The organism is Caballeronia sp. S22 (assembly GCF_964261745.1).
Taxonomy (GTDB): Bacteria; Pseudomonadota; Gammaproteobacteria; order Burkholderiales; family Burkholderiaceae; genus Caballeronia; species Caballeronia jiangsuensis.
Window position 1 is genome coordinate 801,039 of the sequence record NZ_OZ180035.1, and the last position, 24,729, is coordinate 825,767.

Here is a 24,729-nt window from a genome sequence, read left to right on the forward strand (position 1 = left end):
GTACCCTCCTTGAAATTGTCAAACTCGGTCCATATAATTAGCACTCACTGCACGAGAGTGCTAACAAGATTGCCGTCCGCGAGATTGTTCTCAACGGACGGGTTTTCCCGCGTTTTCAGTCTCAATCAAGAGAGGAGTGTGTATGAACCTTCGTCCTTTGCACGATCGCGTCATCGTCAAACGTCTGGACCAGGAAACCAAGACCGCATCGGGCATCGTGATCCCGGAAGCAGCGGCTGAGAAGCCGGATCAAGGCGAAGTCCTGGCCATCGGCCCGGGCAAGCGCGATGACAAGGGCGTGCAGAACGCCCTCGACGTGAAGGTCGGCGACCGCGTCCTGTTCGGCAAGTACGCTGGCCAGACCGTCAAGGTCGACGGGCAGGAACTGCTCGTCATGCGCGAAGAAGACATCATGGCCGTTCTGGTCAAGTAAGCATCCTTCCTGCACGTTCGGCTTCGCCATCAAGCCGCAGCCCGTTTCGGGCGCGCTGAGCGAAGCCGGAAAATCGAATCGAATCAAGGAGTTTGGATATGGCAGCTAAAGAAGTCACTTTTGGCGATTCCGCACGCGCCAAGATGGTCGAAGGCGTGAACATCCTGGCCAACGCCGTCAAGGTCACGCTGGGTCCGAAGGGCCGCAATGTCGTGCTCGAGCGCTCGTTCGGCGGCCCGACGGTCACCAAGGACGGTGTCTCGGTCGCGAAGGAAATCGAACTGAAGGACAAGCTCCAGAACATGGGCGCGCAAATGGTCAAGGAAGTGGCTTCCAAGACCAGCGACAACGCAGGTGACGGCACCACGACCGCTACCGTGCTCGCGCAATCCATCGTTCGCGAAGGCATGAAGTACGTCGCATCGGGCATGAACCCGATGGACCTGAAGCGCGGCATCGACAAGGCCGTCACCGCAGCAATCGAAGAACTGCGCAAGATCAGCAAGCCCTGCACGACCAACAAGGAAATCGCGCAAGTCGGCTCGATCTCGGCGAACAGCGACACGTCGATCGGCGAGCGCATCGCTGAAGCGATGGACAAGGTCGGCAAGGAAGGCGTCATCACCGTCGAAGACGGCAAGTCGCTGCAAGACGAGCTGGACGTCGTGGAAGGCATGCAGTTCGACCGCGGCTACCTGTCGCCGTACTTCATCAACAACCCGGACAAGCAAGTCGCCGTTCTGGACAACCCGTTCGTGCTGCTGCACGACAAGAAGGTCTCGAACATTCGTGACCTCCTCCCGGTTCTGGAACAAGTGGCGAAGGCTGGCCGTCCGCTGCTGATCATCGCAGAAGACGTCGAAGGCGAAGCGCTCGCTACGCTGGTCGTCAACAACATCCGCGGCATCCTGAAGACGGTTGCCGTCAAGGCTCCGGGCTTCGGCGACCGTCGCAAGGCCATGCTGGAAGACATCGCGATCCTGACCGGCGGTCAAGTGATTGCGGAAGAAACCGGCCTGACGCTCGAAAAGGCGACGCTGGCTGAACTGGGCCAGGCGAAGCGCATCGAAGTGGGCAAGGAAAACACGACGATCATCGATGGCGCTGGCGAAGCCGCGAACATCGAAGCGCGCGTGAAGCAAGTGCGCACGCAGATCGAAGAAGCGACGTCGGACTACGACCGTGAAAAGCTGCAAGAGCGCGTGGCCAAGCTGGCTGGCGGCGTTGCGGTGATCAAGGTCGGCGCTGCGACCGAAGTCGAAATGAAGGAAAAGAAGGCACGTGTCGAAGACGCACTGCACGCAACGCGCGCAGCTGTGGAAGAAGGCATCGTGGCGGGCGGCGGTGTTGCGCTGATCCGTGCTCGTCGTGCGATCGACGGCCTGAAGGGCGCCAACGCCGATCAGGACGCAGGCATCAAGATCGTTCTGCGTGCAATGGAAGAGCCGCTGCGCCAGATCGTCACGAACGGCGGCGAAGAAGCTTCCGTCGTGGTGGCGGCTGTTGCTCAAGGTACGGGCAACTACGGCTACAACGCGGCCACCGGCGAGTACGGTGACCTGGTGGAAGCCGGCGTCGTCGACCCGACGAAGGTCACGCGCACCGCGCTGCAAAACGCGGCATCGGTGGCAGGCCTGCTGCTGACGACCGACGCAGCCGTTGCCGAACTGCCGAAGGAAGACTCGCCGATGCCTGGCGGCATGCCCGGCGGCATGGGCGGCATGGGCATGGACATGTAATCTGGCTTTGGCCGATTGCATCGGCGCGGACTTCGAAAGAGGTTTCGCGCCGTGCCAAGAAAAAACCCGCAGCGATGCGGGTTTTTTTTCGTCCATACAAAGGCTATTTGTTCATCTCGTCGCGGAGTTTCTGCGCGGCGGCCTTGTAGTCGTAGGTCGGATAAAACTCCGTGCGATAGCCGCCCCACGCGGTGCTCTCGATCGCGCGGTTCACTTCGCGCAGCCGATCGGCGGGCACGCGCAGCGTCACCACCTGCCCGATGCCCATCATCACGTACCACGACACCACTTCCACGCCCGGCGGCGGAAACTGCTTGAAGTAGCCTTGTTCCTTCAGTTGCTGATTGATCTGCGGCAGCGTCTTCGATTCATCGTGCTTGAGGAAGATCGTCAGCAGGAACGTGCCGTCGCCCGCCGGCGTGGCGCCGGGCGGCGGCGCGGCATTCTGGGCGTGAGCGGGCAGGGCAAGGTTGAACAGCGAAACGAACAGCGTGGCTCCAAGCAAACGGGCGATTCGTGCTGCCGGCTTATGCATCGGGAAACCCTCCGTAGCGTCGAACGTGGTCAGACTTTGTGATGAATCCGCAAGCGCTCCATCAGATGCAGCGCGTTGGGCTGCGCATGGCCCTCGGCGGTGTTATCGAAGATGCACCAGACTTCGGGCGTCTTTTTCGCGCGGTTATGCAGGGTGCGCGCGAGATCGTCGAGATAGGTGTAGTCGTAGGAAGACTTGTAGAGCTCGGGCGAGCCGTGCAGCCGCACATAAACCAGCGACGCGTCCGCGCGATGCTTGATCTCGCATTCATCGGGGATCGGATCGGCGTCCACGTACGCGATGTGATGCGCCTTCAGCAGCGCCGCCGCGTGCGTCGTGAACCAGCTATGCTCGCGCGCCTCGAATGCGACCGGCAGCTTCGTGCGCTCGCGCAGAGCCTTGAGAAAAGTTTCGGCGATCTCGTGATCGAAGGGCAGGCTCGGCGGCAGTTGCACGAGCCAGCAGCCGAGCTTGTCGCCCAGGTGCCCGGCTGCCTGAAGGAATTCATCGAGCAGGGAAGCGGTATCGACGAGACGCGCATCATGCGTGATCGCCTTCGGCAACTTGACCGAAAAGCGGAACGATTCGGGCACGCTCTCCGCCCAGTGCGCGTAGGTCTGCTCGCGATGCGGCTTGTAGAAACTGGAGTTGATCTCGACGCAGGTCAGCACATGCGAATAGCGTTGGAGGTGCGTGCCTTCGTGCGGAAAGCTCGCGGAGACGGCGCTCGACAGGCCCCAGCCCGCGCAGCCGATGCGGATTGCGCCTTGCGGGCCGGGCTTGTGCAGATGGGGCAGTCGATATGGCATGCGCTCGCGTCGCCTCCCTTATTGTTCGGGTGTCAGTGTCGGGCTTCTCCGGGCAGCCCCGTCGGATCATCAGGTAGCGCGGATGTTTCGCCGTCTTCGTCGGCGTCGTTCGAGCGCGCCCAGAAGAAGCGGTCCGGCAGATACGCGCCCATGCCGGGCCGAAAAGCGGCGCGCGCGGCCTGGAACACGTATTCCTGCGCCTCGCGCGCGGCCTCGGCGGGCTCCTGGCCGTTCGCAAGCAAAGCAGCGACGGCCGAACCGAGCGTATCGGTCAGACCCATGATGCGCTGCACGCCGCGCTCCCACGTGTCCTGACGCACTTGTCCCTCTTCGCTGTAGAGCGTGTTCACATGCCGGTGCGTGCCGGTTTCCATCGCGAGCACGTACTCGCAGCCTTGCGCCAGGATGTGGGAAATCGCGGAATCGAGCGTCGGCGATTCGGCGTCGCTGTCCGGCTGGGCGAGTTGCAGTAGCGTGGCGTGATCGGCGATCAGCATGGTGGTCTGCGGCACGAGCAGATCGGCAAGCGATTCGCGGAGTTCGTCGGCGGACAATACGTGTTCGTCGTCGAGCGTGAAATCGGGCGCGAGGATCAGCGGCACGTCGTCGTAATCGGAGACGACTTCGGCGATGGCCGACACGAGCTCCGCGCGCGTCGCCGCACCGATCTTGAACGCGGCGATCGGCATGTCCTCCAGCAACATGCGCGCCTGGGTCGCGACCGTGTCCGGATCGAGCCCGGTCACTTCATCGCAGGTGGCGGAGTCGCGCACCGCGTAGCCGGTGAGCACGGTTGCGCCGTGGCAGCCCATGCTTGCGAGCGTCAGCAGGTCGGCTTGCAGGCCCGAGCCGCCCGTGGGATCGAAAAGGCCGAAGGTGAGTACGATCGGAGGGGAGTCGCCGGTCATGGCAAAAACGGACATTATGGTATTGATTGCTTGATTGGACGGTCGGCTCTAAGGGCACTCGCCCGCGCCTTGAGCGCGTGAGCGAATGCCCGCTCGGTCATGTCTGATTATGCGGCCTAATGTCGCCCGGCTGTTCTCTTTGCGCACTTTTTTCGGGCGCGCGAGCCTGGGTCGCGGAAAGCCGTCGCGGTGACCGTTTCGACCGATATCACGATGCGCGCACCCCGGACGGCCCGCTTGCTAGGCATCGACACGGCAACACGGTACCATCATGTCCTAATTTCAACCGACCTATCGACGCGGCATAAGTATGGAATACAGAAGCTGGATGTGCCTGATCTGCGGCTGGATCTACGACGAGGAGGCGGGATTGCCCGAAGAGGGCATCGCGCCGGGCACGCGCTGGGAGGACGTTCCGATCAACTGGACCTGTCCCGAATGCGGAGCCCGCAAGGAAGATTTCGAGATGGTTCAGATCTGATCTTGTCGTTCTGCCGCGCCGCATGACTCGCGTCATGCGGCGCGCGTTTTTTGCGGACCGCGTTCGAATATGACGACGCGTGCCGCGCGCATGCTGCCGCCGTGCGGCTCGCGCGATTTCTCGGTTTTTGTAGCGTAAGGCGAGTTCGTTGCGGCGATTCCGGCGTCGCGCGATGTTGGCGAACAAAGGTGAAAGGTGCGAAAAGCCTCGGCGGGCGCATTCGATTTCCGCTCCCGCCCGATGAGGCATACGCTTGAAGCAGGCGTGACGACGCTCGTCCCGCCTACCGATGACGCATTTTCAACGGCGTGCGACGGCGGCGTTCGATCACCGCGCCCGCGAACCGGCTTGTGAGCGCTTGTTATGACATCTCGTCCCGATCTGCCCGTTCCCTTCGAAGCCCTGCCCAATCCGCGCGGTGGATCGGTGCGACTCGCCGAAATGGCGCTGACCGACGCGCTGCACGCGTTTCAGCGCCAGGGCGAAACCGGGGCCGCGTTGAAGCGCGCCATCGCCGCGCTGCATTCTGCGGGCTGGCTGCCCGGGCAGCGTTTCGCCGAGGCGCTCGCGCTCGTCGCGCCGCTCGGCGACGAATCGGAGGGAAGCCACGCGCGCATCGCCGACGCGATCGCGGTGTTTCGCGGCGCGGTCGAACGCCACAATCTGCGCGAACTCTCGTGCTCGACCGGGCTTTTCGATCACTATCGCGGGCTGCACGCGCTCCTGGCCGCGCACACGCGGGTCGCGCCCGTTTCCTACGACGACCTCGCGCTTGCGGGCCGCGCGATCGCGCCGGCGACGCTGCGCGGTATCGCGCCCGAGCGGCTCGCGCACCTGCGGGCGCATTACGAGGCGACGCTGCTCAAATTGCTGCGCGGATCGGCCGAAGAATCCGCCAATGCCTTCGCGCGCCTCGATACCTGTCTCGACGAACTGCGCGGTTCCGATCCCTACGATTTCTGGCGGCTCGCGTCGTCGACGGTGCGGGCGCTGCGTGAGCGCGCCGAACGCAGCGGCGGCGCGCTCGACCATATCGCCGATGCGAAGCGTCTCTACGCGCGCTTCAATCTCGTGCTGGCGGACCAGGCGCACGCGCTGACGTACGCGCCGCGTTCGCTCGTGCGCGCGACGCTTGCGCTGCTGTGGCGCGATTTCGCGCTATACGGCGCGGCGCCCGAAGACACCGAGCACGTCGACGTGCTGCGCGACTACGGCTTGACCGTGGCATGGCACGTCGCCGCGACGCCGGCATCGGAGGCCGCGTGGGAAGCGGGCGCCGCGCAGGCGAGCGAGGAAGCCTCGCGCGATGCCGCGACCCGCGATCTCGGCGTGCTGCGCGTGAACGCGGCCGCCTACGAGGATTTCCTGCAGAGCGCGGAGACATCGATCGATGCGCTCGTCGAGCGCGGCACGCAGGCGAGCGAAACCGGCACGGTCGACGAAGCCGCGGCGCTTTCCGCGGCGGACGCGTCGCATCGGCTGGGCGCGGCGGCGTGCGCGCTGGGCCTCGGGCATGTCGCGCTGCTGGCGGATACGCTCGGCCTGGCGTGGCGGCGCGTCGCGCATCACGGAGAAACGCACGCCGATGGCGCCGAAGGCGCGACACGCGGCATCGATGCCACCGTGCCCGAGCGCGCCGCGCAAATGCTGCGTTCGATGCTGCATCAGGCGGCGGCTGGCATCGCGCCTTCCGAAGGGCGCGGATCGATCGTCGCCCTCACCGCGATGATCGAGAAGCCGGCGCTCGTCGCGCGTTAGTCGTCCTCGGGCGGCGCGGCGTCTTTCGCGCCGGGCTTGCGCACGACGTCATAGCGCGCGAGCGTGCGCTTTCTGGCGGCGTCGTGATCGACGATCGGCTGCGGATAATCGGCGCCGATCGAGATTTTCGCGGCCTTCAGCGCATCCGGCTTCGCGAGCCACGGCGCGTGGATATCGCGATCCGAAAGGCCCGCGATCTCCGGCACGTAATGCCGGATGAACTTGCCCGCGGCATCGAATTTCCGCGACTGCGTGACCGGATTGAAAATACGGAAATACGGTTGCGCGTCACAGCCGCTCGACGCGGCCCATTGCCAGCCGCCGTTGTTGTTCGATAGCTCGAAGTCGTTCAGCAGCGCTTCGAAATACGCCTCGCCGCGACGCCAGTCGATACCGAGATCCTTTGTCAGAAAACTCGCGACCACCATGCGCAACCGGTTGTGCATGTAACCGGACGTGTTGATCTGCCGCATTGCCGCATCGACGAGCGGATAGCCCGTCTGACCCGCGCACCACGCGGCGAAGCTCGCGTCGGCGGCGTCGCCCGTTTCCCAGCGTATGCGGTCGTATTCCGGCTTGAACGCGCGATGATCGCCCGCCACGCCGACATGCGGAAAATGGTGCAGCACGGAGAAATAGAACTCGCGCCAGATCAGCTCGCCGAGCCAGGTTTCCGCGCCCTTGTCGCCGTGACGCTGCGCATCGTGGGCGCTGCGGGCGAGCGCGCGGATCGACATGGTGCCGTGCCGCAGATGCACGCCGAGATAGCTCGGGCCCTTCAGCGCGGGGAAATCGCGCGTGCGGCCGTAATCGGTCATGCGGTCGCGAAAATCGTCGAACAGTTCGTAAGCGCCGCTCGTGCCGGCGGGAAACGCGGGGCCGTGCGCGTCGGGAAAGCCGAGCGCGGCGAGCGACGGAACCGCGTGCTTCACGCCCGCCGGCGGCTTCGCGAGCGCGCTCAGATGATCCTCCGACGCATACGGCTTCAGCGCATCCGGCGTGAGGGTGGCGAGCCACTTGCGCTTGTATGGCGTGAAGACGGTGTAGGGCTTGCCTGCGCCTGTCATCACGTCGTCATGATCGAAAACGGCCTGATCGCGGAACGTGAAAAAAGCGATGTCCTGACTCGCGAGCTTCTTCGCGACGGCCTCGTCGCGCGCCTTCGCGGCCGGTTCGTAATCGCGGTTGGCGAACACGGCATCGACGCCGCATTCGCGTGCGAGCGCCGGAATATCGTGAACCGGATGACCGTGCCGCACGATCAGCGCGCCGCCGGCCTCGCGCAGCGTGCGGTCCAGTTCGACGACGCTCGCATGGATAAAGGGCACGCGCCGGTCCTTTTTTTCGAGCGGCGAGAGAATATCGCGATCGAAAATGAACGCACACAGCACGCGGCGGCACCGTGTAAGCGCATGATAGAGTGCAGCATTGTCTGCCGCGCGCAGGTCCCGCCGAAACCAGACCAGACCTACATCAAAGTCGGCCATCTCGCAGCGCCTTTGTTAAAATTCTGAATTATGTCCAAGACTTCCGATCGCATCAATTTGACGAATCAGTTCCTGATCGCCATGCCCAACATGGCCGATCCGACGTTTTCAGGAACGGTGGTCTACCTGTGCGATCACACGGAGAAAGGCGCGCTCGGCCTCGTCATCAACCGGCCGACCGATATCGATCTCCAGTCGCTCTTCAACCGCATCGATCTCAAGCTGGAGATCGAGCCGCTCGTCCATTTGCCCGTGTATTTCGGCGGTCCCGTGCAGACCGAGCGCGGCTTCGTGCTGCACGAAGCGGGCGAGGGCGAACCGTACAGTTCGTCGATGAGCGTGCCCGGCGGCCTCGCCATGACCACATCGAAGGACGTGCTCGAAGCGGTCGCGAGCGGCAAGGGCCCCGAGCGTTTCCTGCTCACGCTCGGTCACGCCGGCTGGGGTGCGGGGCAACTCGAAGAGGAAATCTCGAAGAACGGCTGGCTCACAGTGGAAGCCGATCCGCGCATCATCTTCGACGTGCCGGCCGAAGACCGCCTCGAAGCAGCGCTCTCGCTGCTTGGCGTGTCGCGCTCGATGTTGTCCGGCGAAGCAGGGCACGCATGAGCCGCGAAGCCACGCTGCTGGCATTCGATTACGGCGAGAAGCGAATCGGTGTCGCCGTCGGCAATACGCTCACAAAACACGCGCGTGCGCTCGTCACGCTGGAAAATCGCGATCGCGAATATCGCTTCGTCGAAGTGGGCAAGCTGCTCGACGAGTGGAAGCCCGATACCGTGGTCGTCGGCATGCCGATGCATCCCGACGGCACGCCGCATGAAATGAGCGCGCTCGCGAAGCGCTTCGGCAATCAGGTGAACGGCCGTTTCAACGTGCCCGTGCAATGGGTGGACGAGCGCTACTCGTCCGTCGACGCCAAAGCCGATTTGCGCGAACGCGGCGTGCGCACCAACGCACGCGGCCGCTTCGACGATATCGACGCCGAAGCGGCCCGCGTCATTCTTCAACAATATCTCGACGGACTTCCCGACGATCATGAGTTCCATTGACGCCGAGTCGCTCTATCGCGCGCTGGTCGAACAGATTCGCGCTGCGTTCGGACAATCGCTTGCCGCATCGGATGGCCCGGTTCTCGCCGGCATCTACAGCGGCGGCGTGTGGCTGGCGGAGCGGCTCGCGAAGGATCTGAGCGCACCGCACTTCGGCGTGGTGAATGTCGCGCTGCATCGCGACGACTACGCGAAAAAGGGCCTGCACAGCCAGGCCCGCCCGACCGAGTTGCCTTTCGATGTGAACGGCCGTCGCATCATCCTGATCGACGACGTGCTGTCGACGGGGCGCACTGTGCGCGCGGCGATCAACGAGCTGTACGACTACGGCCGCCCGGCGTCGATCGACCTCGCGGTGCTCGCCGATCGCGGCGGGCGCGAAATGCCGATCGGCGCGCGCTTCACCGGCGCGACGGTTGAAGTGCCCGCGAACCAGAACCTCGTGCTCGCGCGTCGCGAGGACGGCGGATTCACTTTCACGACCGAAGCCCGCTGAGCGACGCTCGCAGCTTCTTTCCAGTAACACCCGGGATCACCATGAACACCGCCACTCAGGGCGCAACCGAGACGGGCGCGCCTACCCAAGACAAGTTCCGGTACGGCTTTCTCAAGGGCAACCCGCAGCTCACGAAGAACGGCGAGCTCAAGCACTTGCTGACCATCGAAGGACTGCCGCGCTCGATCGTCACGCACATTCTGGATACCGCCGAGCAGTTCGTGAGCGTGACCGACCGCGAAGTGAAGAAGGTGCCGCTCCTGCGCGGCAAGTCGGTGTTCAATCTCTTCTTCGAGAACTCGACGCGCACGCGCACCACGTTCGAGATCGCGGCGAAGCGCTTGTCGGCGGATGTGCTGAACCTGAACATCAACGCGTCATCGACGAGCAAGGGCGAATCGCTGCTCGACACGATCAACAACCTCTCCGCGATGCACGCGGACATGTTCGTCGTGCGTCACGCGTCGAGCGGCGCGCCGTATCTGATCGCGGAGCATTGCGCGCCGCACGTGCACGTGATCAATGCGGGCGATGGCCGCCATGCGCATCCGACGCAAGGCCTGCTCGACATGTACACGATCCGCCATTACAAGCGCGACTTCACGAAGCTGCGCGTGGCGATCGTCGGCGACATTCTGCATTCGCGCGTCGCGCGCTCGGACATTCACGCGCTGACCACGCTGGGCGTGCCGGAAGTGCGCGCGATCGGCCCGCGCACGCTCCTGCCGGGCAACCTCGACCAGATGGGCGTGCACGTCTATCACAATCTCGACGAAGGCCTGAAGGGCGTCGACGTGATCATCATGCTGCGCCTGCAGAACGAGCGCATGAGCGGCGCGCTCCTGCCGTCCGCGCAGGAGTATTTCAAGAGTTGGGGACTCACGCCCGAGCGTCTTGCGCTCGCCGCGCCCGATGCGATCGTCATGCATCCGGGCCCGATGAACCGTGGCGTGGAAATCGACTCGCAGGTGGCCGACGGCCCGCAATCGGTGATCCTGAATCAGGTGACCTTCGGCATCGCCGTGCGCATGGCGGTGATGGGCATCGTGGCCGGCAACAGCGACTGAAGAAGACGACATGAAGATCCAGATTCAAAACGGCACGATCATCGATCCGGCCGCGGGCACGGAAGAACGCAAGGACGTTTTCATCGCGGCGGGCAGGATCGTCGGCATCGGCGCGGCGCCCGCGGATTTCAACGCGGCGAAGGTCATCGACGCGTCGGGGCTCTACATCGCGCCGGGTTTCGTCGATCTGTCCGCGCGGTTGCGCGAGCCGGGCTTCGAGCACAAGGCGACGCTCGAATCCGAAATGGCCGCCGCGATGGCCGGCGGCGTGACGAGCCTCGTGTGTCCGCCCGACACCGACCCGACGCTCGACGAGCCGGGCCTCGTCGAAATGCTCAAGTTTCGCGCGCAGAAGCTGCATCTCGCGCATGTGTATCCGCTCGGCGCGCTGACCGTCGGCTTGAAGGGCGAGGCCATCACCGAGATGGTCCAGTTGACCGAGGCGGGCTGCATCGGTTTTTCGCAGGCCGATAACCCGATCGTCGATACGCGCACGCTGCAACGCGCGCTGCAATACGCGACCACGTACGGCTACACCGTGTGGCTGCGCCCGCAGGACGCTTACATGTCGAAGGGCGGGGTGGCGGCGAGCGGCGCGGTGGCGTCGCGGCTCGGATTGTCGGGCGTGCCCGTGGCGGCGGAAACCATCGCGCTGCATACCATCTTCGAATTGATGCGCGTGACCGGTGCGCGCGTGCATCTGTCGCATCTGTCGTCGGCGGCGGGCGTCGAACTCGTGCGCGCGGCGAAGGCCGAGGGTCTCGCGGTCTCGTGCGACGTGACGGTCAATCATGTCCATCTGACCGATATCGACATCGGCTACTTCGATTCGCAATTCCGTCTCGATCCGCCGCTGCGCTCGCAGCGCGACCGCGACGCGATCCGCGCGGGCCTCGCGGACGGCACCATCGACGCGATCTGCTCCGATCACACGCCGCTCGACGACGACGAAAAGCTGCTGCCCTTCGCTGAAGCCACCCCGGGCGCGACCGGTCTCGAAATGCTGCTTTCGCTGACAGTGAAGTGGGCGCTCGACGCGAACGTGCCGCTCGCGAAGGCGCTCGCGCGCATCTCGTCTGCGCCCGCCGACGTGCTCAAGTTGCCCGCGGGCCGCATCGCGACGGGCGCGATCGCGGATCTCTGCGTGTTCGACGCGGCGGGCGAATGGCGCGTCGATCCGACGAAGCTGAAGAGCCAGGGCCGCAACACGCCGTTCCTCGGCTACGAGTTGCCGGCGCGCGTGCGTGCGACGATCGTCGGCGGTCACGTCGCGTTCGAGAGCCGCTGATCATGTTCGCTGGGCGCAAGCTGCGGCTCGTTATCCACTTGCTGTATGGCATGTGGGTTGTCGCGAGGCGCTTTCCGCGCGCGTCCGCGAGCGAGCGCGCCGAGATGAATCGCGTGTGGTCGCTCGAGATGTTGCGGCTTTCCGGTATGAAGCTCGTCGTGCATAACGACGAAGCCCGGCTCGATGCGGGCGTGCTCGTCGTCGGCAATCACATCTCGTGGATCGATATCTACGTGATCAACGCGTGGCGTCCGACGCCGTTCGTGTCGAAGGCGGAGATACGAAAGTGGCCGGTCGTCGGCTGGCTCGCGCAACAGCTCGGCACGGTGTTCGTGCAGCGCGAGAAGCGTAGTGACGCGAAGCGCATCATGCACGAGCTGGCCGACCGGCTGCTCGCGGGCGAAATGATGTGCGTGTTCCCGGAAGGCACGACCACCGATGGCACGTCGCTGCTGCCGTTTCACGCCAACATGTTTCAGGCGGCGGTGTCGGCGTCGTGTCCGGTGCAGCCGATCTGCCTGATGTACGAGGACGCGCAAGGGCGGCAATCGACCGCGCCTGCGTATATCGGCGATATGTCGCTCGACGATTCGCTGAACGCGTTGCTCGGCGCGGGGGAGATCACCGCGCATCTGTATGTGTGTGATCCGCTTGCGCCGGGGGCGGATCGGCGGTTGCTTGCGAGTGAGGCGCAGGCGGCGGTGGAAAGCGCTTTGCGAGTCATGCGCAGAGAGGCGGGCCCCAGGTCTCACGATGCGCGGATGCCTGCTTCTGAAAAGCAAGGTCCGGCCATCGTGTAGACGGCTGCGCTAAGGGACTCGATCAGGTAGGTTGCAGCAGCGCGCCGATAATGCAGCGTAACGATAGGCACTTGCACCGGTGCGCCGTCGGCGGCCGGCCGAAAACGGCCCGCGCGTGTAAACTGAAGGTTTCTCCGGCACGGATCGAAAGGGTCGATGCGTCACTGCTACCTGCATATCGGGACTCACAAGACTGGTACCTCGTCCATTCAGCGTGTCCTCGCGACGCAACCCAAAGTCCTACAAGAAGCTGGCTACATTTTTCCTCTGGCCGGACGATTCACGGACGACTCCGGGCAACACGGGCTCGCGCAACAGTCAAATTCAGACGAGCTGGGCGTGCTCGTTGAGACGCTCATCACCGAGATTTCGGGCTCTCGCAGGCACGTTATCCTCTCTAGCGAAGAGTTTTCGCACATGTTGTGGCGAAACGCGTCCGGCTTTCAGCATCTCGTGAACAGGCTCTCGTCCGTCGTCGACAAGATTGTCGTCATTCTGTATCTGCGCAAACAGGCCGGGTTCATCGAAAGCAACTACGTCGAGCGCCTGAAGAGCGGCTTTTGCCTCGATTTCTCGACCTACGCACAGACGCGGCTCGACACCGAGCTGGCCGAGTTTCCGCTGGACTATCGCAAGCTGATCGCGCGGCTCGACGATTCGAGTGGCATCGAACTCATTGTTCGCGATTACGATGCAGTCCGCTCGTCCAGTGTGTTGCCGGGGTTTCTCGACATCATCGGCTGGCCGCGTGAGATCGCGCTGACCGAGGAACGCGTAAATACCGGCGATCCGCTCGTCGATGCACTGAAAAATTTCTGCCGCGCCCAGTTGCAGCGGAAACTGACCAATGCGGATGAGCGGCTGATCGAATTGATCGATGCGAGCATTCCCGTGCGTCCACGCATGAGCGGCAAGACGCTTCGCTCGTACGTCCGGCATTTCGCGTCATGCAATCGCGAACTTGCGCAGCGATTTGGGTTGCCATCACTCGTCGAAGAGCCGCCGCCCGAGCGAGCGTTCGGCGAGTGGCGCGGACTCGGCAGTGCGCCGCCGCCCGATGACGGAATGCAACCGGTCGTCACACTCGATAATCTATTCTCGAAGGATTTCGTTGCGGTCGTGACGGCTGCAGCACAACGATTCGCGCTAATGGATGCTGCATTGGCGGATGCGCGCATGATCGCCGGGCAGCGGCTGAACGAGATAGAAGATTTGCGCTCACGACTGGCACGCGCGGAGCAGCATGAGCTGGCCAGCGCGGCGCCCGAGCCACCGCCGAGCCTGCCGCCCGGAGAGGCGCCCGAACCGCCGCCGACCCTGCGGGCCTGCGCGAGCGCATTTCGCGCGTGGGCGCTGTATCGGCTCCGCGCCTGATCGACTGCGCGCTGCTGCGAGCCGGTCATACGCTGGCGGTGCGTCCGAATGCCAATGGGTTTTGCTCGCGGCTAGATTGTCGCCTTGCGGTCGGCACATTCGACCTGCACGATAGTGCGTCTGGCTGGTTCGCTCTCAAGCCGCACCGCCGACAACTGGGCGCCCCAGACGCACCCTGAATCGAGCCCGATGACTTTCTCGCGGATGTAGAGCCCGAGCGCCGCCCAGTGACCGAACACGACGGTGACGTTCTGCGTCTTGCGCGACGGCACGTCGAACCAGGGCATGTACCCTTTCGGTGCTGACTGAACGGCGCCGCTCGACGAGAAGTCCATCACGCCGTGTGCATCGCAGAAGCGCACGCGCGTCAGCGCGCTGCAGGCGACGCGAAGTCGTTCGATGCCCATCAGTTCCGCACTCCACTGATTCGGCATATTCCCATACAGCCCCGCCAACATCTCTTTCCAGTCCGGGCCGCGCAGCGCGCGCTGCAGTTCGTCGGCCAGCTCCAGCGTCTGATCGAGGTCCCATTGCGGCAAAACCCCGGCATGCACGAGCAGCATGCCGTTCTCGAAGTGCGCGAACGGGCGGTGGCGGATCCAGTGCAGCAACTCAGGAGCGTCGGGTGCATTCAGGATCTCGTCGATCGTGTCGCCCTTCTTGGTCTTGCGGATACCCGCAGACACCGACAGCAGATGCAGATCGTGGTTGCCGAGGACGGGCACGGCGCGCTCGCCCAGCTCGATGACGTCACGCAACGTGCCGAGCGAGTCGTGACCCCGGTTGATCAGATCGCCGGCGAACCAGAGCGGCGCTTTGGGTGGCGGCGCAGCTTTCGCTAGGAGCTGCCGGAACTGGTTGCGGCAACCCTGGATATCGCCGAAAGCGAGCGGGGCACAGTTGTATGGAGCAGTCATCGGAAAAAAGATCGAAGAGGTGCGCGGCGGTCGGCGGTGAGCGATACTGCTTCGCTGCGGTTGCGAAACGTCGACGCCGCACGGATGCGGCGTCGCACAATGCGCGATGATAGCGTGCGTCGGTCGCGGGCGTAATCGATGAAGTCGGCGAACGGAAGTTGCCACTTACCGACTGCATCAGTTTGTTAGCGTGCTGGCGTTCTTTTCCCTCGCCTTTATAATTGCTAGTTACACGCGGCCTGCAGGCCGGTCGCGACAGTTGCGGCGCGAGTCAGTCGTTCGGCCCCTCCATTTCGAAGGAAGTTCATGATCCTGGTAACAGGCGGCGCCGGCTTTATCGGCGCTAATTTCGTGCTTGACTGGTTAGACGGCTCTGATGAGCCTGTTCTGAACGTGGACAAGCTTACGTATGCGGGTAACCTGCGTACACTGGAATCGCAGCGGGACAATTCTCGGCACATTTTCGTGCGCGCCGACATCTGCGATCGCGCAGCACTCGACGCGCTGTTCGCCGACCATAAGCCGCGCGCGGTGCTGCACTTCGCGGCCGAGAGTCATGTCGACCGTTCCATCCACGGACCCGCCGACTTCGTGCAGACAAACGTTGTCGGTACGTTCACGCTTCTCGAGGCTGCACGGTCGTACTGGAACACGCTAGACGCAGCGGACAAGATGGCGTTCCGCTTTCTGCACGTGTCGACGGACGAGGTGTTCGGCTCGCTTTCCGCCACAGACCCGCAGTTCTCGGAAACCACACCTTACGCGCCCAATAGCCCGTATTCCGCGACCAAGGCAGGTTCCGATCACTTGGTGCGGGCTTACCACCACACGTACGGACTGCCAACGCTCACCACCAACTGTTCGAACAACTACGGACCGTACCAGTTCCCCGAAAAGCTCATTCCGCTGATGATCGCGAATGCGCTGGCCGGAAAGCCTCTGCCCGTATATGGGGACGGACAGAACGTCCGTGACTGGCTGTACGTGGGGGATCATTGCAGCGCCATTCGCGAGGTGCTGGCGCGCGGCGTGCCGGGCGAAACCTACAACGTCGGCGGCTGGAACGAGAAAAAAAATCTCGAGGTCGTGCATGCGCTGTGCAGTCTCCTGGACGCAAAACGACCTAAGGCGCAAGGTTCGTATCGCGATCAGATCAACTACGTGACGGATCGGCCGGGTCATGACCGCCGCTACGCAATCGACGCGAACAAGCTCGCACGCGAGCTTGGCTGGAAGCCTGCCGATACTTTTGAAACGGGCCTGGCGAAGACCGTCCAGTGGTATCTCGACAATCAGGAATGGGTCGATGAAGTCGCTTCGGGCGAATACCGCAAGTGGGTCGAGACAAACTACGCGCAACGCGCGTGAGGCAAAACGATGGCGCGCAAAGGCATCATTCTCGCGGGCGGGTCCGGTACACGCCTGTATCCCATCACGCATGTCGTGTCGAAGCAGTTGCTTCCGGTCTACGACAAGCCGATGATCTATTACCCGCTGTCTACGTTGATGATCGCGGGTATTCGCGACGTACTCATCATCTCGACGCCGCAGGACACGCCTCGCTTCGAAGCCATGCTCGGCGACGGCAACCGATGGGGCATGAATATCCGGTACGCCGTTCAGCCGTCGCCCGACGGGCTCGCGCAGGCGTTCATCATCGGCCGTGAATTCGTTGGCAACGACCCGTCCGCGCTGATTCTCGGGGACAACATCTTTTACGGTCACGATCTGGTCAAGCAACTGGAACGCGCCAGCGCGCGTACGGACGGGGCGACGGTATTCGCGTATCACGTTCACGATCCGGAGCGTTACGGTGTCGTCGACTTCGATGACAAATTCCGCGCGCTGTCGATCGAAGAAAAGCCGGCCAAGCCTCGCTCGAACTATGCGGTAACGGGGCTGTACTTCTACGACAAATCCGTGTGCGACATTGCCGCCAACATCAAGCCGTCGGCGCGCGGCGAACTGGAAATCACCGACATCAACTCGTGCTATCTGGCGCAGAAGAAGCTGGACGTCGAAATCATGGGCCGCGGCTATGCATGGCTCGATACCGGCACGCATGACTCGCTGATCGATGCCGCGATCTTCATCGCCACACTGCAGAAGCGGCAGGGGCTTGTCGTCGCATGTCCCGAAGAGATCGCATACCGGCGCAAGTGGATTAGCGACGAACAGCTGCTCGCGCTCGCCAGGCCGCTCGCGAAGAACGCATACGGTCAGTATTTGCTCAACCTTCCGAAGGACCAAGTCGCATGGCCATCCACGTAACGCCTACGGCGCTGCCTGAAGTCAAGATCATCGAGCCGAAGGTTTTCGGCGATGCGCGCGGCTTCTTCTACGAGAGCTTCAATGCACGGGAGTTTGCGGAGCATGTGGAAGCGGGCGTCGAGTTCGTGCAGGACAATCATTCACGTTCGGCGAAGGGCGTGCTGCGCGGGCTGCATTATCAAATCCAGCATGCACAGGGAAAACTTGTGCGTGTCGTCGAGGGTGAGGTGTTCGACGTCGCCGTCGATATCCGAAAGACTTCGCCGAATTTCGGGAAGTGGGTCGGCGTGAATCTGTCGGAGCAGAATCATCGCCAGCTGTGGGTGCCATCGGGGTTTGCTCATGGGTTCGTCGTGTTGTCGGAGACGGCGCAGTTTCTTTATAAGACGACGGATTACTGGTATCAGCAGCACGAGCGCAGCATCGTGTGGAACGACCCCGAGATCGGCATCGAATGGCCGATCGACTTCGAACCGATGCTTGCCGCAAAAGATGCGGCGGCCAAGAGGCTGGCAGATGCCGAGGTGTTCTGAATGAGCGAATCTTTGGATCGAACCATCCTCCTGACCGGCGTTAGCGGTCAGGTCGGCTTTGAACTGGCGCGCACGTTACAGGGTCTGGGACGCGTGGTCGCGGTCGATCGCAGTGCGCTCGACCTCTGCGATCTCGATCAGATTCGCCGTGTCGTGCGCGAAGTGCGGCCTGCGCTTATCGTGAATCCTGCGGCGTACACAGCAGTCGACATGGCCGAATCCAACATCGATGCTGCTATGCGCGCCAACGGCGAAGCGCCTGGAGTGCTCGCCGAAGAGGCGAAGCGGCTGAACGCGGCATTGATCCATTATTCGACCGATTACGTGTTCGATGGCACGAAAGACGGTGCGTATGTCGAAGACGACGCGGTGAACCCGCAGAACGTTTACGGCAAGGGCAAGCTGGCCGGGGAACGAGCCATTGCAGCGTCGGGCTGCAACCATCTGATTTTTCGCACGAGCTGGGTCTATGGCTCGCGCGGCAAGAACTTCCTTTTGACGATGCTGCGGCTCGGCAAGGAGCGGGACGAACTGAACGTCGTCGCGGATCAGATCGGCGCGCCGACCTGGTCGGTCACTATCGCCGCACTGACGGCGAATGTGCTCGCTCAGGCCGTCACGGCAGGCGATGGCTGGTGGTCCGAGAAGTCCGGCGTGTACCATCTGACGGCAGGCGATTCGACTTCGTGGCATGGATTTGCGCAAGCCATTTTCGATTACGCTTGGCTCGACAGGAAGCCGGTCGTGAAGCCGATTCAGGCCACCGCGTATCCAACGCCTGCGAAGCGTCCCGCGAATTCGCGCATGTCGAACGACAAACTGGCGTCGGCGTTCGGCCTGTGCGCGCCGGATTGGCGGGAAGCGCTTCGTCTCTGTATGGCTGAACTTTGACCGAGCAATCGCACAGGCCGCGTACTGGCGCCGTCGTCGTTTTCTATCATCCCGATGCGGCATGTGTCGAGCGCGTCAACCGACTCGCCTCCGTCATGCATTGCGTGGTCATCGATAACACGCCCGCGATGCCATCGGGGAGGCCGCTGGTCCTTTCGTCTGAAATCGAATATCTGCCGAACGGCGAGAACGTCGGTATCGCGCGGGCGCTCAACCAGGGTGTGGAGGCGTTGCTTCGCCGGGGCGCTGAATCCGCCATTCTCTTCGATCAGGACAGTGAGCCCCCGTCCGAATTGCTGACTGAATTGCCGTCGCTCATCGCTGCCGCCAACGCGTCCGGCGATCGCGTCGCGTTGATCGGCCCTGCTTATGAAGACAAGCGGCTAGGCGGCGTGGCGCCGTTTGTCCGTTTCCGGCCGTGGAAGCTCGAACGTATCGCACCCGAAGGGTCCGAACTGATCGATGTCGATTTCCTGATCACTTCGGGTTCTTGCATCAACCTGAAATACTGGTCGACGATTGGCCCGATGGACGATGCGCTTTTCATCGATTTTGTCGATCTCGAATGGTGCGTGAGAGCAAAGCGCGCGGGTTTTCGGGTGCTGGGCGCGCCTTGGATCCGCCTGGCGCATGAACTTGGCAGCGAACCCGTGCGTGTGCTCGGACGCATTTATCCGATGCACAGTCCGTTGCGGCACTACTACCTGTTTCGCAACGCCATCGCGCTGATTCGGCGGCCTTATCTTCCGTTTAGCTGGAAATCGACTGAGTTGATGAAGTTGCCGATCCGAATCGTTATTTATTCGCTGTTTCCGTCCGAACGGATGAAGCATCTGAAGATGGCAATCCGCGGACTCTCCGACGGATGGCGGGGCAAGCTGGGACCGCTTGCGTAACGGCGCCTGCTCGACATGACGCGGTCAATCGAACTGGCCGACTCTGGGAGGGGAAGCAAGCGTGAAGGGCTGAGCGTCAACAGCCAATGACAAATTGGGGTTGTACGCAGGATCAGAGCCAAAGCGCTGACCCCAGCGAGCTTCCATCGAATGAATATCCTGCATGAAGCGCTGCTGTTTCTCCGGCTCCAGATTCGAGCCGCGCCTCGCCGGCTCGTGGTGATGAAGCTCGGCATACGGCGTCCACACATTTCGGTAGCCCGCTTCAAGTAGTCTCAGACAGAAGTCCACGTCATTGAACGCCAGCGCAAGCGACTCGTCGAGACCGCCCACCTCGTAGTAAGCCTTCTTGCCGACGACGAGGCACGCGGCCGTGACGGCGGAGAGATTCTGCGTGACGATGGCGCGCTGAAAATAGCCCGACTGCCCGCGTGCCAACATGTGATGCATTGGCCCCGCGACGCCGCCCAGCCCGATGATGAAGCCGCCATGCCGCAATTTGCCGTCCAGATACCAGAGACGCGCGCCGACGGCGCCTGTACCGGGCCGCGCTGCGAGGCTCACCATTTCGTTGAGCCAGCCAGGCGACATGACTTCGATGTCGCTATCCAGAAGGCACAAATAGGCGCCTCGCGCCTCGGCCACAGCACGATTGCACAACGCCACGAAACTGAATGGCGAAGGGTCGTGGATCACGCGCACATTGTCTGCAAGGCCGAGACTTCCGACCGAAGCTAACGACTTCGCGTGTTCGCTTCCGCTTTCGATCACGATGATCTCGTAATTCCGATAGATCGTTCGCTTCCGGATGCTGCCGAGGCATCTTAGAAGCGGTTCCCCGCCGTCTCGTGTGGAAACGATGATCGTGACGAGCGGTTCCGGCTGCGCTACTGCATAGCGAATCCGGAAGACGGGCAGATGTTCTGACGGCTCTTCCAGCGTCGCTGGCAGTTTTTGGCGGATGAGATGTTCCTCCAGGGCACGGCGGGCCGCAATCTGGGCATACGGTTTCTCGCCGGCGCTTCCTGCAGTGCTGCCCGGCACGATGCGCCAGTGATAAAGAATGTGAGGAATGTGGACTACTCCACCGTCGCCGACCGCCTCGACGCATCGCAACGCCAGATCGTAGTCCTGACTCCCTTCGAAGCCGCGGCGAAAGCCGCCGACTTGACGAATGAGATCGAGCGAGATGACGCCAAGATGCGAGAACATGTTCCGCGACAGGAACATCTCCGGGTTCCAGTCGCTTTTGAAGAACGGCATCGTGCGTCGTCCGCCGGCGTCGAGTTTGTCCTCGTCGCTGTAGAACATGCGCGCATCCGGGTGACGGTTGCTGTACAAAGCCACCATAAACAGCGCGTGGGGCGGAAGCACGTCATCGTGATCGAGCAGCGCCACGAGTTCGCCGGTCGCGAGCGCCAGAGCTGTATTGCTCGCCTCGGAAATGTGACCGTTTTCTTTGCGAAAGGCGAGTCTGATGCGGCTGTCCGCCGCGGCTGCTGCCTGCAGGATGTCGCGTACCTCGGGGTTCGTCGATGCATCGTCGGCGATGCATAGCTCCCAGTGCGGATAAACCTGCGCCCGGACCGACTCGATCATCTCTTGCAGAAACACCGGGTCGCTGTTGTAGACCGGTACGACCACCGAGATCAGCGGCTGGCGGGCGAAGCCCTGCATGGCCGCGCGCATTCGCTGAACAGCTTCGTCGTCGATGGTGTCATAGCGCGCGATCCACTCCCCGTATGCCTCGTCGGACGGCGGTCCATCAGCGAATCCGATGCCGCTTTGCAGCCGGGCCACTCGGGCGCGAATGCCGCCGATGCCTTCGCGTCGAATGGTCGATACGTAATAAGCGAGCGCATGCGTCAGGCCGCCGCGCATCAACACCTGTCGACGGACGGTCTGAATGGCAAGACAATATGCGGTGCCGAGGCGGTTCAGGGCGCGCAAAGGACGCGTGATTCGCCATGAAAGCGACTCATGCACGCCCGAGAGTTCGGTCTCGAGTTCGAGGATCTTGTTCTGAAGGACGCTGTTCGCCTTGCTGTTTTCGAGCGCGTCGGCGAGCAAGGCTTCGAGTTCCGCGATGCGCGAGGCCTGGTTCGCCTCCTCAATGGCGGCGGGCGCCGTATATTTTTCTTTCAGTTTTTCGTAGGCCATGTTCGGATGCCGGTGATTCACGCTCCAATGCCGGTGTGCGCCTGCCGAAGGTGCCCTGCGAACGCGGAAGGCAACGCGTCTGCCCGCTGATGCAAATTGCGTGACCTGATGACGGTGACGGGAGCTCCGCCCATTCGTCGCGACATATTGCCGGTGAGCCGCGGCAACTACACGATGTCGGGTTCGCAACCGCCGAGGAAGACATCGAAGCGTCGCGACAACACTGGATATCTGCGGAAAGGATGCGGTGACTGCCGCGGCGGTTGCGAACCGTGTTGGCGATGGCGTCGGTGTCCTGCATTTGGCATGCGTACCCGCCGCGGCCGCACGACTCTTCCCGCATGCGATAATTATACCTTTGCCACCTGGCGTTTCAGCCTGGGCATGCGCGGAAGGAAGAGCGAATAAATTTTGAGTACAGGTATGATGATTACTCCAGTTGTGCTTTGCGGCGGCTCGGGCACACGCATGTGGCCGCTGTCTCGCAGCGGCTACCCAAAGCAGTTCTTGAATCTGTATGGGGAGTCTTCATTGCTTCAGCAGACAGTGAAGCGTCTGGATGGCCTCGAGCAGGTTGCGGCGCCCATCGTCATTGCAAACGACGAACAGCGGTTTCTCGTGGCGGAGCAGTTGCGGCAACTTGCGTTCGACGGCGCGCGCGTCGTGTTGGAGCCCGTCGGTCGAAATACGGGACCGGCAATCTCGGCGGCGGCGCTGATCGCGCTTCGGCAGGACCCTGACGCGACGCTGCTCGTGTTACCCGCCGATCACGTCATCCTTCATAAGGAGCGTTTCCGCGAAGCGATTCAACGCGGACTGACGCAGGCGGCGGCCGGTGAATTGGTCACTTTCGGCATCCGGCCGACTGGTCCGCGCACGAGCTACGGCTATATCCGTCGCGGCGAAGCTCTTATCGACGCAGACTCGGCGTACCGCGTCGCGGCGTTCGTGGAAAAGCCGAACCTCGAGCGCGCGGAGCAATTCGTCGCGAACGGCGATCATTACTGGAACAGTGGCATGTTTCTTTTCCGGGCCGACGCCTACCTGAGCGAACTCGAAAAGTTCGCGCCGGATGTGCTCGCGCATGTGAAGGAAGCGGTCGGCAAGTCGCGACAGGATCTCGACTTCCTGCGTCTGGATCCGGAGAGCTTCTCGGCCGCACGCTCGGACTCCATCGACTACATGGTCATGGAGCACACGCAGCATTCGGTCGTGGTCGAAGCAGCTGATCTCGGATGGAGTGACATCGGGACTTGGAGCGCACTCGCCGAAATAAGCGAACGCGATGCACAGGGTAATACGTTCTCCGGCGATGTCGTCGCGTTGAACACGCGCGATACCTTCGTGCGCAGCGAGCATCGAATGGTGTCCGTTGTCGGCGTCGACAATCTGATCGTGGTCGAAACGGCGGACGCCATCATGATCGCCGCGAAGGACGCTGCGGACGATGTCAAGAAAGTCGTCGAGCAACTGAAAGCGCAAGGACGGTCGGAAGGCCAGACGCATCGCAAGGTGTATCGGCCGTGGGGCAGCTATGAGGGCGTGGATCGCGGCGATCGCTTCCAGGTGAAACGTATCGTGGTGAATCCGGGCGCCTCGCTGTCTCTGCAGTTGCATTATCACCGCGCTGAGCACTGGATCGTCGTGAGCGGCACGGCGCGCGTGGTCAACGGCGAAGACATCATCTTGCTGTCCGAAAATCAATCGACTTACATTCCCCTCGGCACACCGCATCGCCTCGAAAACCCTGGCAAGGTGCCGCTGGAAATGATTGAAGTGCAGTCGGGCTCGTATCTGGGCGAGGACGATATCGTCCGTCTGCAAGACAATTACGGTCGCGTGCAGTTCAGTTGACCGCTGCTGTCGCGTCATCGAATGCGGCGCGAAATTGCGCGTCGCATGCCATCAGTCATTCAAGGTGACATGCTGAATCTACTTTCGTCTCCGCAGAGGATGTTGCGGTCTCTCATAGTGCACCGTCGACTGATCCTGGCTCTGACCGTCCGTGAAGTGCTCGGTCGTTACCGCGGCTCCGTACTCGGGCTCTTCTGGTCGATCGTTCAACCCATCCTCATGCTGGCCGTGTACACGTTCGTGTTCGGGCTCATCTTTCAGTCTCGCTGGCCGGGCGGCACAGGTTCCAGAGCAGAGTTTGCGCTCGTCCTGTTTTCCGGCCTGCTTGTCTTCAATATGTTCGCCGAATGTCTGAACCGGGCACCGACCCTCATCCTTTCGAATACCAACTACGTGAAGCGCGTGGTTTTTCCGCTCGAGATTCTACCCTGCGTCACGGTGGCGGTATCGCTGTTTCATCTTTTCGTCAGCTTTCTTGTGTGGCTCGCGTTTTACCTGATCGCTATCGGTGTTCCCTCGGTTACGGTGCTGCTGTTTCCCGTTGCCCTGATTCCTCTGGTACTGCTGGCGCTCGGCATCGCCTGGTTTTTTTCTGCGCTGGGCGTGTTCATTCGCGACACCGCGCAGATCACAGGTCTCGTTACGACCGTGCTCATGTTCATGACACCAATCTTCTATCCAGCCGATGCGATCCCGGCAAGGTTTCGTTCGCTCGCGGAACTGAATCCGCTGGTGCCGATCATCGAACAGGTGCGACGGGTCTTGATGTGGCACCAGGGCATCACGCCCGAACTTTTTTTCCCAGTTCTAATTATGTCCGTCGTTATCGTCTGGTTGGGTTACTCGTGGTTCGAGCGGACTCGTAAAGGCTTTGCAGATGTCCTTTGATTTTGCGATCACAGTCGAAAACCTAAGTAAGTGTTATCACATTTACGACAGGCCCCTGGACCGTCTCCTGCAAATGCTCGCGCGCGGCAGGC

General features: G+C 62.4%; 24 protein-coding genes. 18 read left to right on the forward strand and 6 right to left on the reverse strand.

Translation table 11 applies throughout. From position 1 onward, the window contains the following. Positions 1-142 precede the first annotated feature (142 nt). On the forward strand, positions 143-433 hold the full coding sequence (locus ACEN42_RS03830; protein ID WP_035500852.1) for a co-chaperone GroES: 291 nt from the start codon (positions 143-145) through the stop codon (positions 431-433). Positions 434-531: 98 nt separating this feature from the next. Then, entirely contained in the window at positions 532-2,172 is a 1,641-nt protein-coding gene (groL, locus tag ACEN42_RS03835) for a chaperonin GroEL (RefSeq protein ID WP_187605941.1), read from the forward strand. Positions 2,173-2,275: 103 nt separating this feature from the next. On the opposite strand, the gene ACEN42_RS03840 is transcribed toward groL, so the two are convergent. The 3 genes from ACEN42_RS03840 to ACEN42_RS03850 are packed head-to-tail and all read right to left on the reverse strand — an operon-like array spanning position 2,276 to position 4,424. After that, a complete protein-coding gene (locus ACEN42_RS03840) occupies positions 2,276-2,707 on the reverse strand; it encodes a hypothetical protein (RefSeq protein WP_238212670.1) in 432 nt (143 codons plus the stop codon). Positions 2,708-2,736: 29 nt separating this feature from the next. Beyond that, the gene (locus tag ACEN42_RS03845; protein WP_371880670.1) at positions 2,737-3,516 is read right to left on the reverse strand and encodes a DUF72 domain-containing protein; all 780 of its coding nucleotides are present in this window, start codon (positions 3,514-3,516) and stop codon (positions 2,737-2,739) included. Positions 3,517-3,548: 32 nt separating this feature from the next. Next, the gene (locus tag ACEN42_RS03850) at positions 3,549-4,424 is read right to left on the reverse strand and encodes a hydroxymethylpyrimidine/phosphomethylpyrimidine kinase (RefSeq protein WP_187605938.1); all 876 of its coding nucleotides are present in this window, start codon (positions 4,422-4,424) and stop codon (positions 3,549-3,551) included. Positions 4,425-4,734: 310 nt separating this feature from the next. Between ACEN42_RS03850 and ACEN42_RS03855 the strand changes: the two genes are divergently transcribed. Beyond that, on the forward strand, positions 4,735-4,905 hold the full coding sequence (locus ACEN42_RS03855) for a rubredoxin (protein WP_025527884.1): 171 nt from the start codon (positions 4,735-4,737) through the stop codon (positions 4,903-4,905). 363 nt (positions 4,906-5,268) lie between these two features. Beyond that, the gene (locus ACEN42_RS03860) at positions 5,269-6,663 is read left to right on the forward strand and encodes a hypothetical protein (protein WP_238212667.1); all 1,395 of its coding nucleotides are present in this window, start codon (positions 5,269-5,271) and stop codon (positions 6,661-6,663) included. On the opposite strand, the gene ACEN42_RS03865 is transcribed toward ACEN42_RS03860, so the two are convergent. Then, a complete protein-coding gene (locus tag ACEN42_RS03865; RefSeq protein WP_371880671.1) occupies positions 6,660-8,150 on the reverse strand; it encodes a deoxyribodipyrimidine photo-lyase in 1,491 nt (496 codons plus the stop codon). The genes ACEN42_RS03860 and ACEN42_RS03865 overlap by 4 nt on opposite strands. Positions 8,151-8,180: 30 nt before the next feature. Between ACEN42_RS03865 and ACEN42_RS03870 the strand changes: the two genes are divergently transcribed. From ACEN42_RS03870 to ACEN42_RS03900, 7 genes are all read left to right on the forward strand, one after another. Beyond that, entirely contained in the window at positions 8,181-8,759 is a 579-nt protein-coding gene (locus ACEN42_RS03870; RefSeq protein WP_008342667.1) for a YqgE/AlgH family protein, read from the forward strand. Then, positions 8,756-9,202, forward strand: coding sequence for a Holliday junction resolvase RuvX (gene ruvX, locus ACEN42_RS03875; RefSeq protein ID WP_250484029.1), 447 nt, complete (start codon positions 8,756-8,758; stop codon positions 9,200-9,202). Before ACEN42_RS03870 ends, ruvX begins: the two co-directional genes overlap by 4 nt. Then, a complete protein-coding gene (pyrR, locus tag ACEN42_RS03880) occupies positions 9,189-9,698 on the forward strand; it encodes a bifunctional pyr operon transcriptional regulator/uracil phosphoribosyltransferase PyrR (protein WP_371880672.1) in 510 nt (169 codons plus the stop codon). The genes ruvX and pyrR overlap by 14 nt, the downstream gene beginning before the upstream one ends. Before the next feature lie 41 nt (positions 9,699-9,739). Beyond that, positions 9,740-10,765 (forward strand): aspartate carbamoyltransferase catalytic subunit, encoded by a 1,026-nt coding sequence (locus ACEN42_RS03885; RefSeq protein ID WP_035500867.1) that lies wholly within the window; start codon positions 9,740-9,742, stop codon positions 10,763-10,765. A 10-nt stretch (positions 10,766-10,775) separates the two neighbouring features. Continuing rightward, positions 10,776-12,053, forward strand: a complete 1,278-nt coding sequence (locus ACEN42_RS03890; protein WP_371880673.1) for a dihydroorotase — start codon at positions 10,776-10,778, stop codon at positions 12,051-12,053. A gap of 2 nt (positions 12,054-12,055) precedes the next feature. After that, positions 12,056-12,853, forward strand: coding sequence for a lysophospholipid acyltransferase family protein (locus ACEN42_RS03895; protein ID WP_371880674.1), 798 nt, complete (start codon positions 12,056-12,058; stop codon positions 12,851-12,853). 417 nt (positions 12,854-13,270) lie between these two features. Next, positions 13,271-14,227: a hypothetical protein gene (locus tag ACEN42_RS03900; protein WP_371880675.1), complete on the forward strand. Its 957-nt coding sequence runs from the start codon at positions 13,271-13,273 to the stop codon at positions 14,225-14,227. Between the two features lie 71 nt (positions 14,228-14,298). Here ACEN42_RS03900 and ACEN42_RS03905 read toward each other — a convergent pair whose 3' ends face one another. Then, positions 14,299-15,144, reverse strand: coding sequence for a symmetrical bis(5'-nucleosyl)-tetraphosphatase (locus ACEN42_RS03905; protein WP_371880676.1), 846 nt, complete (start codon positions 15,142-15,144; stop codon positions 14,299-14,301). Positions 15,145-15,450: 306 nt separating this feature from the next. Between ACEN42_RS03905 and rfbB the strand changes: the two genes are divergently transcribed. From rfbB to ACEN42_RS03930, 5 genes are read left to right on the forward strand one after another with little or no spacing between them, the layout of a single operon-like run. Further along, entirely contained in the window at positions 15,451-16,512 is a 1,062-nt protein-coding gene (rfbB, locus tag ACEN42_RS03910; protein WP_371880677.1) for a dTDP-glucose 4,6-dehydratase, read from the forward strand. A gap of 9 nt (positions 16,513-16,521) precedes the next feature. Further along, positions 16,522-17,415, forward strand: coding sequence for a glucose-1-phosphate thymidylyltransferase RfbA (rfbA, locus tag ACEN42_RS03915; protein ID WP_371880678.1), 894 nt, complete (start codon positions 16,522-16,524; stop codon positions 17,413-17,415). Then, positions 17,400-17,948 carry a dTDP-4-dehydrorhamnose 3,5-epimerase gene (gene rfbC, locus ACEN42_RS03920; protein WP_371880679.1) on the forward strand — a complete coding sequence of 183 codons (549 nt, stop codon included), beginning with the start codon at positions 17,400-17,402 and terminating at the stop codon, positions 17,946-17,948. Before rfbA ends, rfbC begins: the two co-directional genes overlap by 16 nt. Continuing rightward, complete coding sequence (gene rfbD / locus ACEN42_RS03925) at positions 17,949-18,839, forward strand: dTDP-4-dehydrorhamnose reductase (protein WP_371880680.1); 891 nt, start codon at positions 17,949-17,951, stop codon at positions 18,837-18,839. Beyond that, positions 18,836-19,735, forward strand: a complete 900-nt coding sequence (locus ACEN42_RS03930; RefSeq protein WP_371880681.1) for a glycosyltransferase family 2 protein — start codon at positions 18,836-18,838, stop codon at positions 19,733-19,735. Before rfbD ends, ACEN42_RS03930 begins: the two co-directional genes overlap by 4 nt. A gap of 24 nt (positions 19,736-19,759) precedes the next feature. Here ACEN42_RS03930 and ACEN42_RS03935 read toward each other — a convergent pair whose 3' ends face one another. Next, the gene (locus ACEN42_RS03935; RefSeq protein ID WP_371880682.1) at positions 19,760-21,895 is read right to left on the reverse strand and encodes a glycosyltransferase; all 2,136 of its coding nucleotides are present in this window, start codon (positions 21,893-21,895) and stop codon (positions 19,760-19,762) included. A 423-nt stretch (positions 21,896-22,318) separates the two neighbouring features. Here ACEN42_RS03935 and ACEN42_RS03940 point away from each other — a divergent pair, with 423 nt between their 5' ends. Next, positions 22,319-23,749, forward strand: coding sequence for a mannose-1-phosphate guanylyltransferase/mannose-6-phosphate isomerase (locus ACEN42_RS03940; protein ID WP_371880683.1), 1,431 nt, complete (start codon positions 22,319-22,321; stop codon positions 23,747-23,749). 69 nt (positions 23,750-23,818) lie between these two features. After that, positions 23,819-24,637 (forward strand): ABC transporter permease, encoded by an 819-nt coding sequence (locus ACEN42_RS03945; protein WP_371880684.1) that lies wholly within the window; start codon positions 23,819-23,821, stop codon positions 24,635-24,637. Positions 24,638-24,729: the final 92 nt, after the last annotated feature.

Bases quoted from the DNA above. Each gene is read 5' to 3' on its own strand.
- ACEN42_RS03830 (WP_035500852.1), top strand. From the start codon at position 143: ATGAACCTTCGTCCTTTGCACGATCGCGTCATCGTCAAACGTCTGGAC.
- groL (WP_187605941.1), top strand. From the start codon at position 532: ATGGCAGCTAAAGAAGTCACTTTTGGCGATTCCGCACGCGCCAAGATG.
- ACEN42_RS03840 (WP_238212670.1), bottom strand. From the start codon at position 2,707: ATGCATAAGCCGGCAGCACGAATCGCCCGTTTGCTTGGAGCCACGCTG.
- ACEN42_RS03845 (WP_371880670.1), bottom strand. From the start codon at position 3,516: ATGCCATATCGACTGCCCCATCTGCACAAGCCCGGCCCGCAAGGCGCA.
- ACEN42_RS03850 (WP_187605938.1), bottom strand. From the start codon at position 4,424: ATGACCGGCGACTCCCCTCCGATCGTACTCACCTTCGGCCTTTTCGAT.
- ACEN42_RS03855 (WP_025527884.1), top strand. From the start codon at position 4,735: ATGGAATACAGAAGCTGGATGTGCCTGATCTGCGGCTGGATCTACGAC.
- ACEN42_RS03860 (WP_238212667.1), top strand. From the start codon at position 5,269: ATGACATCTCGTCCCGATCTGCCCGTTCCCTTCGAAGCCCTGCCCAAT.
- ACEN42_RS03865 (WP_371880671.1), bottom strand. From the start codon at position 8,150: ATGGCCGACTTTGATGTAGGTCTGGTCTGGTTTCGGCGGGACCTGCGC.
- ACEN42_RS03870 (WP_008342667.1), top strand. From the start codon at position 8,181: ATGTCCAAGACTTCCGATCGCATCAATTTGACGAATCAGTTCCTGATC.
- ruvX (WP_250484029.1), top strand. From the start codon at position 8,756: ATGAGCCGCGAAGCCACGCTGCTGGCATTCGATTACGGCGAGAAGCGA.
- pyrR (WP_371880672.1), top strand. From the start codon at position 9,189: ATGAGTTCCATTGACGCCGAGTCGCTCTATCGCGCGCTGGTCGAACAG.
- ACEN42_RS03885 (WP_035500867.1), top strand. From the start codon at position 9,740: ATGAACACCGCCACTCAGGGCGCAACCGAGACGGGCGCGCCTACCCAA.
- ACEN42_RS03890 (WP_371880673.1), top strand. From the start codon at position 10,776: ATGAAGATCCAGATTCAAAACGGCACGATCATCGATCCGGCCGCGGGC.
- ACEN42_RS03895 (WP_371880674.1), top strand. From the start codon at position 12,056: ATGTTCGCTGGGCGCAAGCTGCGGCTCGTTATCCACTTGCTGTATGGC.
- ACEN42_RS03900 (WP_371880675.1), top strand. From the start codon at position 13,271: ATGTTGTGGCGAAACGCGTCCGGCTTTCAGCATCTCGTGAACAGGCTC.
- ACEN42_RS03905 (WP_371880676.1), bottom strand. From the start codon at position 15,144: ATGACTGCTCCATACAACTGTGCCCCGCTCGCTTTCGGCGATATCCAG.
- rfbB (WP_371880677.1), top strand. From the start codon at position 15,451: ATGATCCTGGTAACAGGCGGCGCCGGCTTTATCGGCGCTAATTTCGTG.
- rfbA (WP_371880678.1), top strand. From the start codon at position 16,522: ATGGCGCGCAAAGGCATCATTCTCGCGGGCGGGTCCGGTACACGCCTG.
- rfbC (WP_371880679.1), top strand. From the start codon at position 17,400: ATGGCCATCCACGTAACGCCTACGGCGCTGCCTGAAGTCAAGATCATC.
- rfbD (WP_371880680.1), top strand. From the start codon at position 17,949: ATGAGCGAATCTTTGGATCGAACCATCCTCCTGACCGGCGTTAGCGGT.
- ACEN42_RS03935 (WP_371880682.1), bottom strand. From the start codon at position 21,895: ATGGCCTACGAAAAACTGAAAGAAAAATATACGGCGCCCGCCGCCATT.
- ACEN42_RS03940 (WP_371880683.1), top strand. From the start codon at position 22,319: ATGATGATTACTCCAGTTGTGCTTTGCGGCGGCTCGGGCACACGCATG.
- ACEN42_RS03945 (WP_371880684.1), top strand. From the start codon at position 23,819: ATGCTGAATCTACTTTCGTCTCCGCAGAGGATGTTGCGGTCTCTCATA.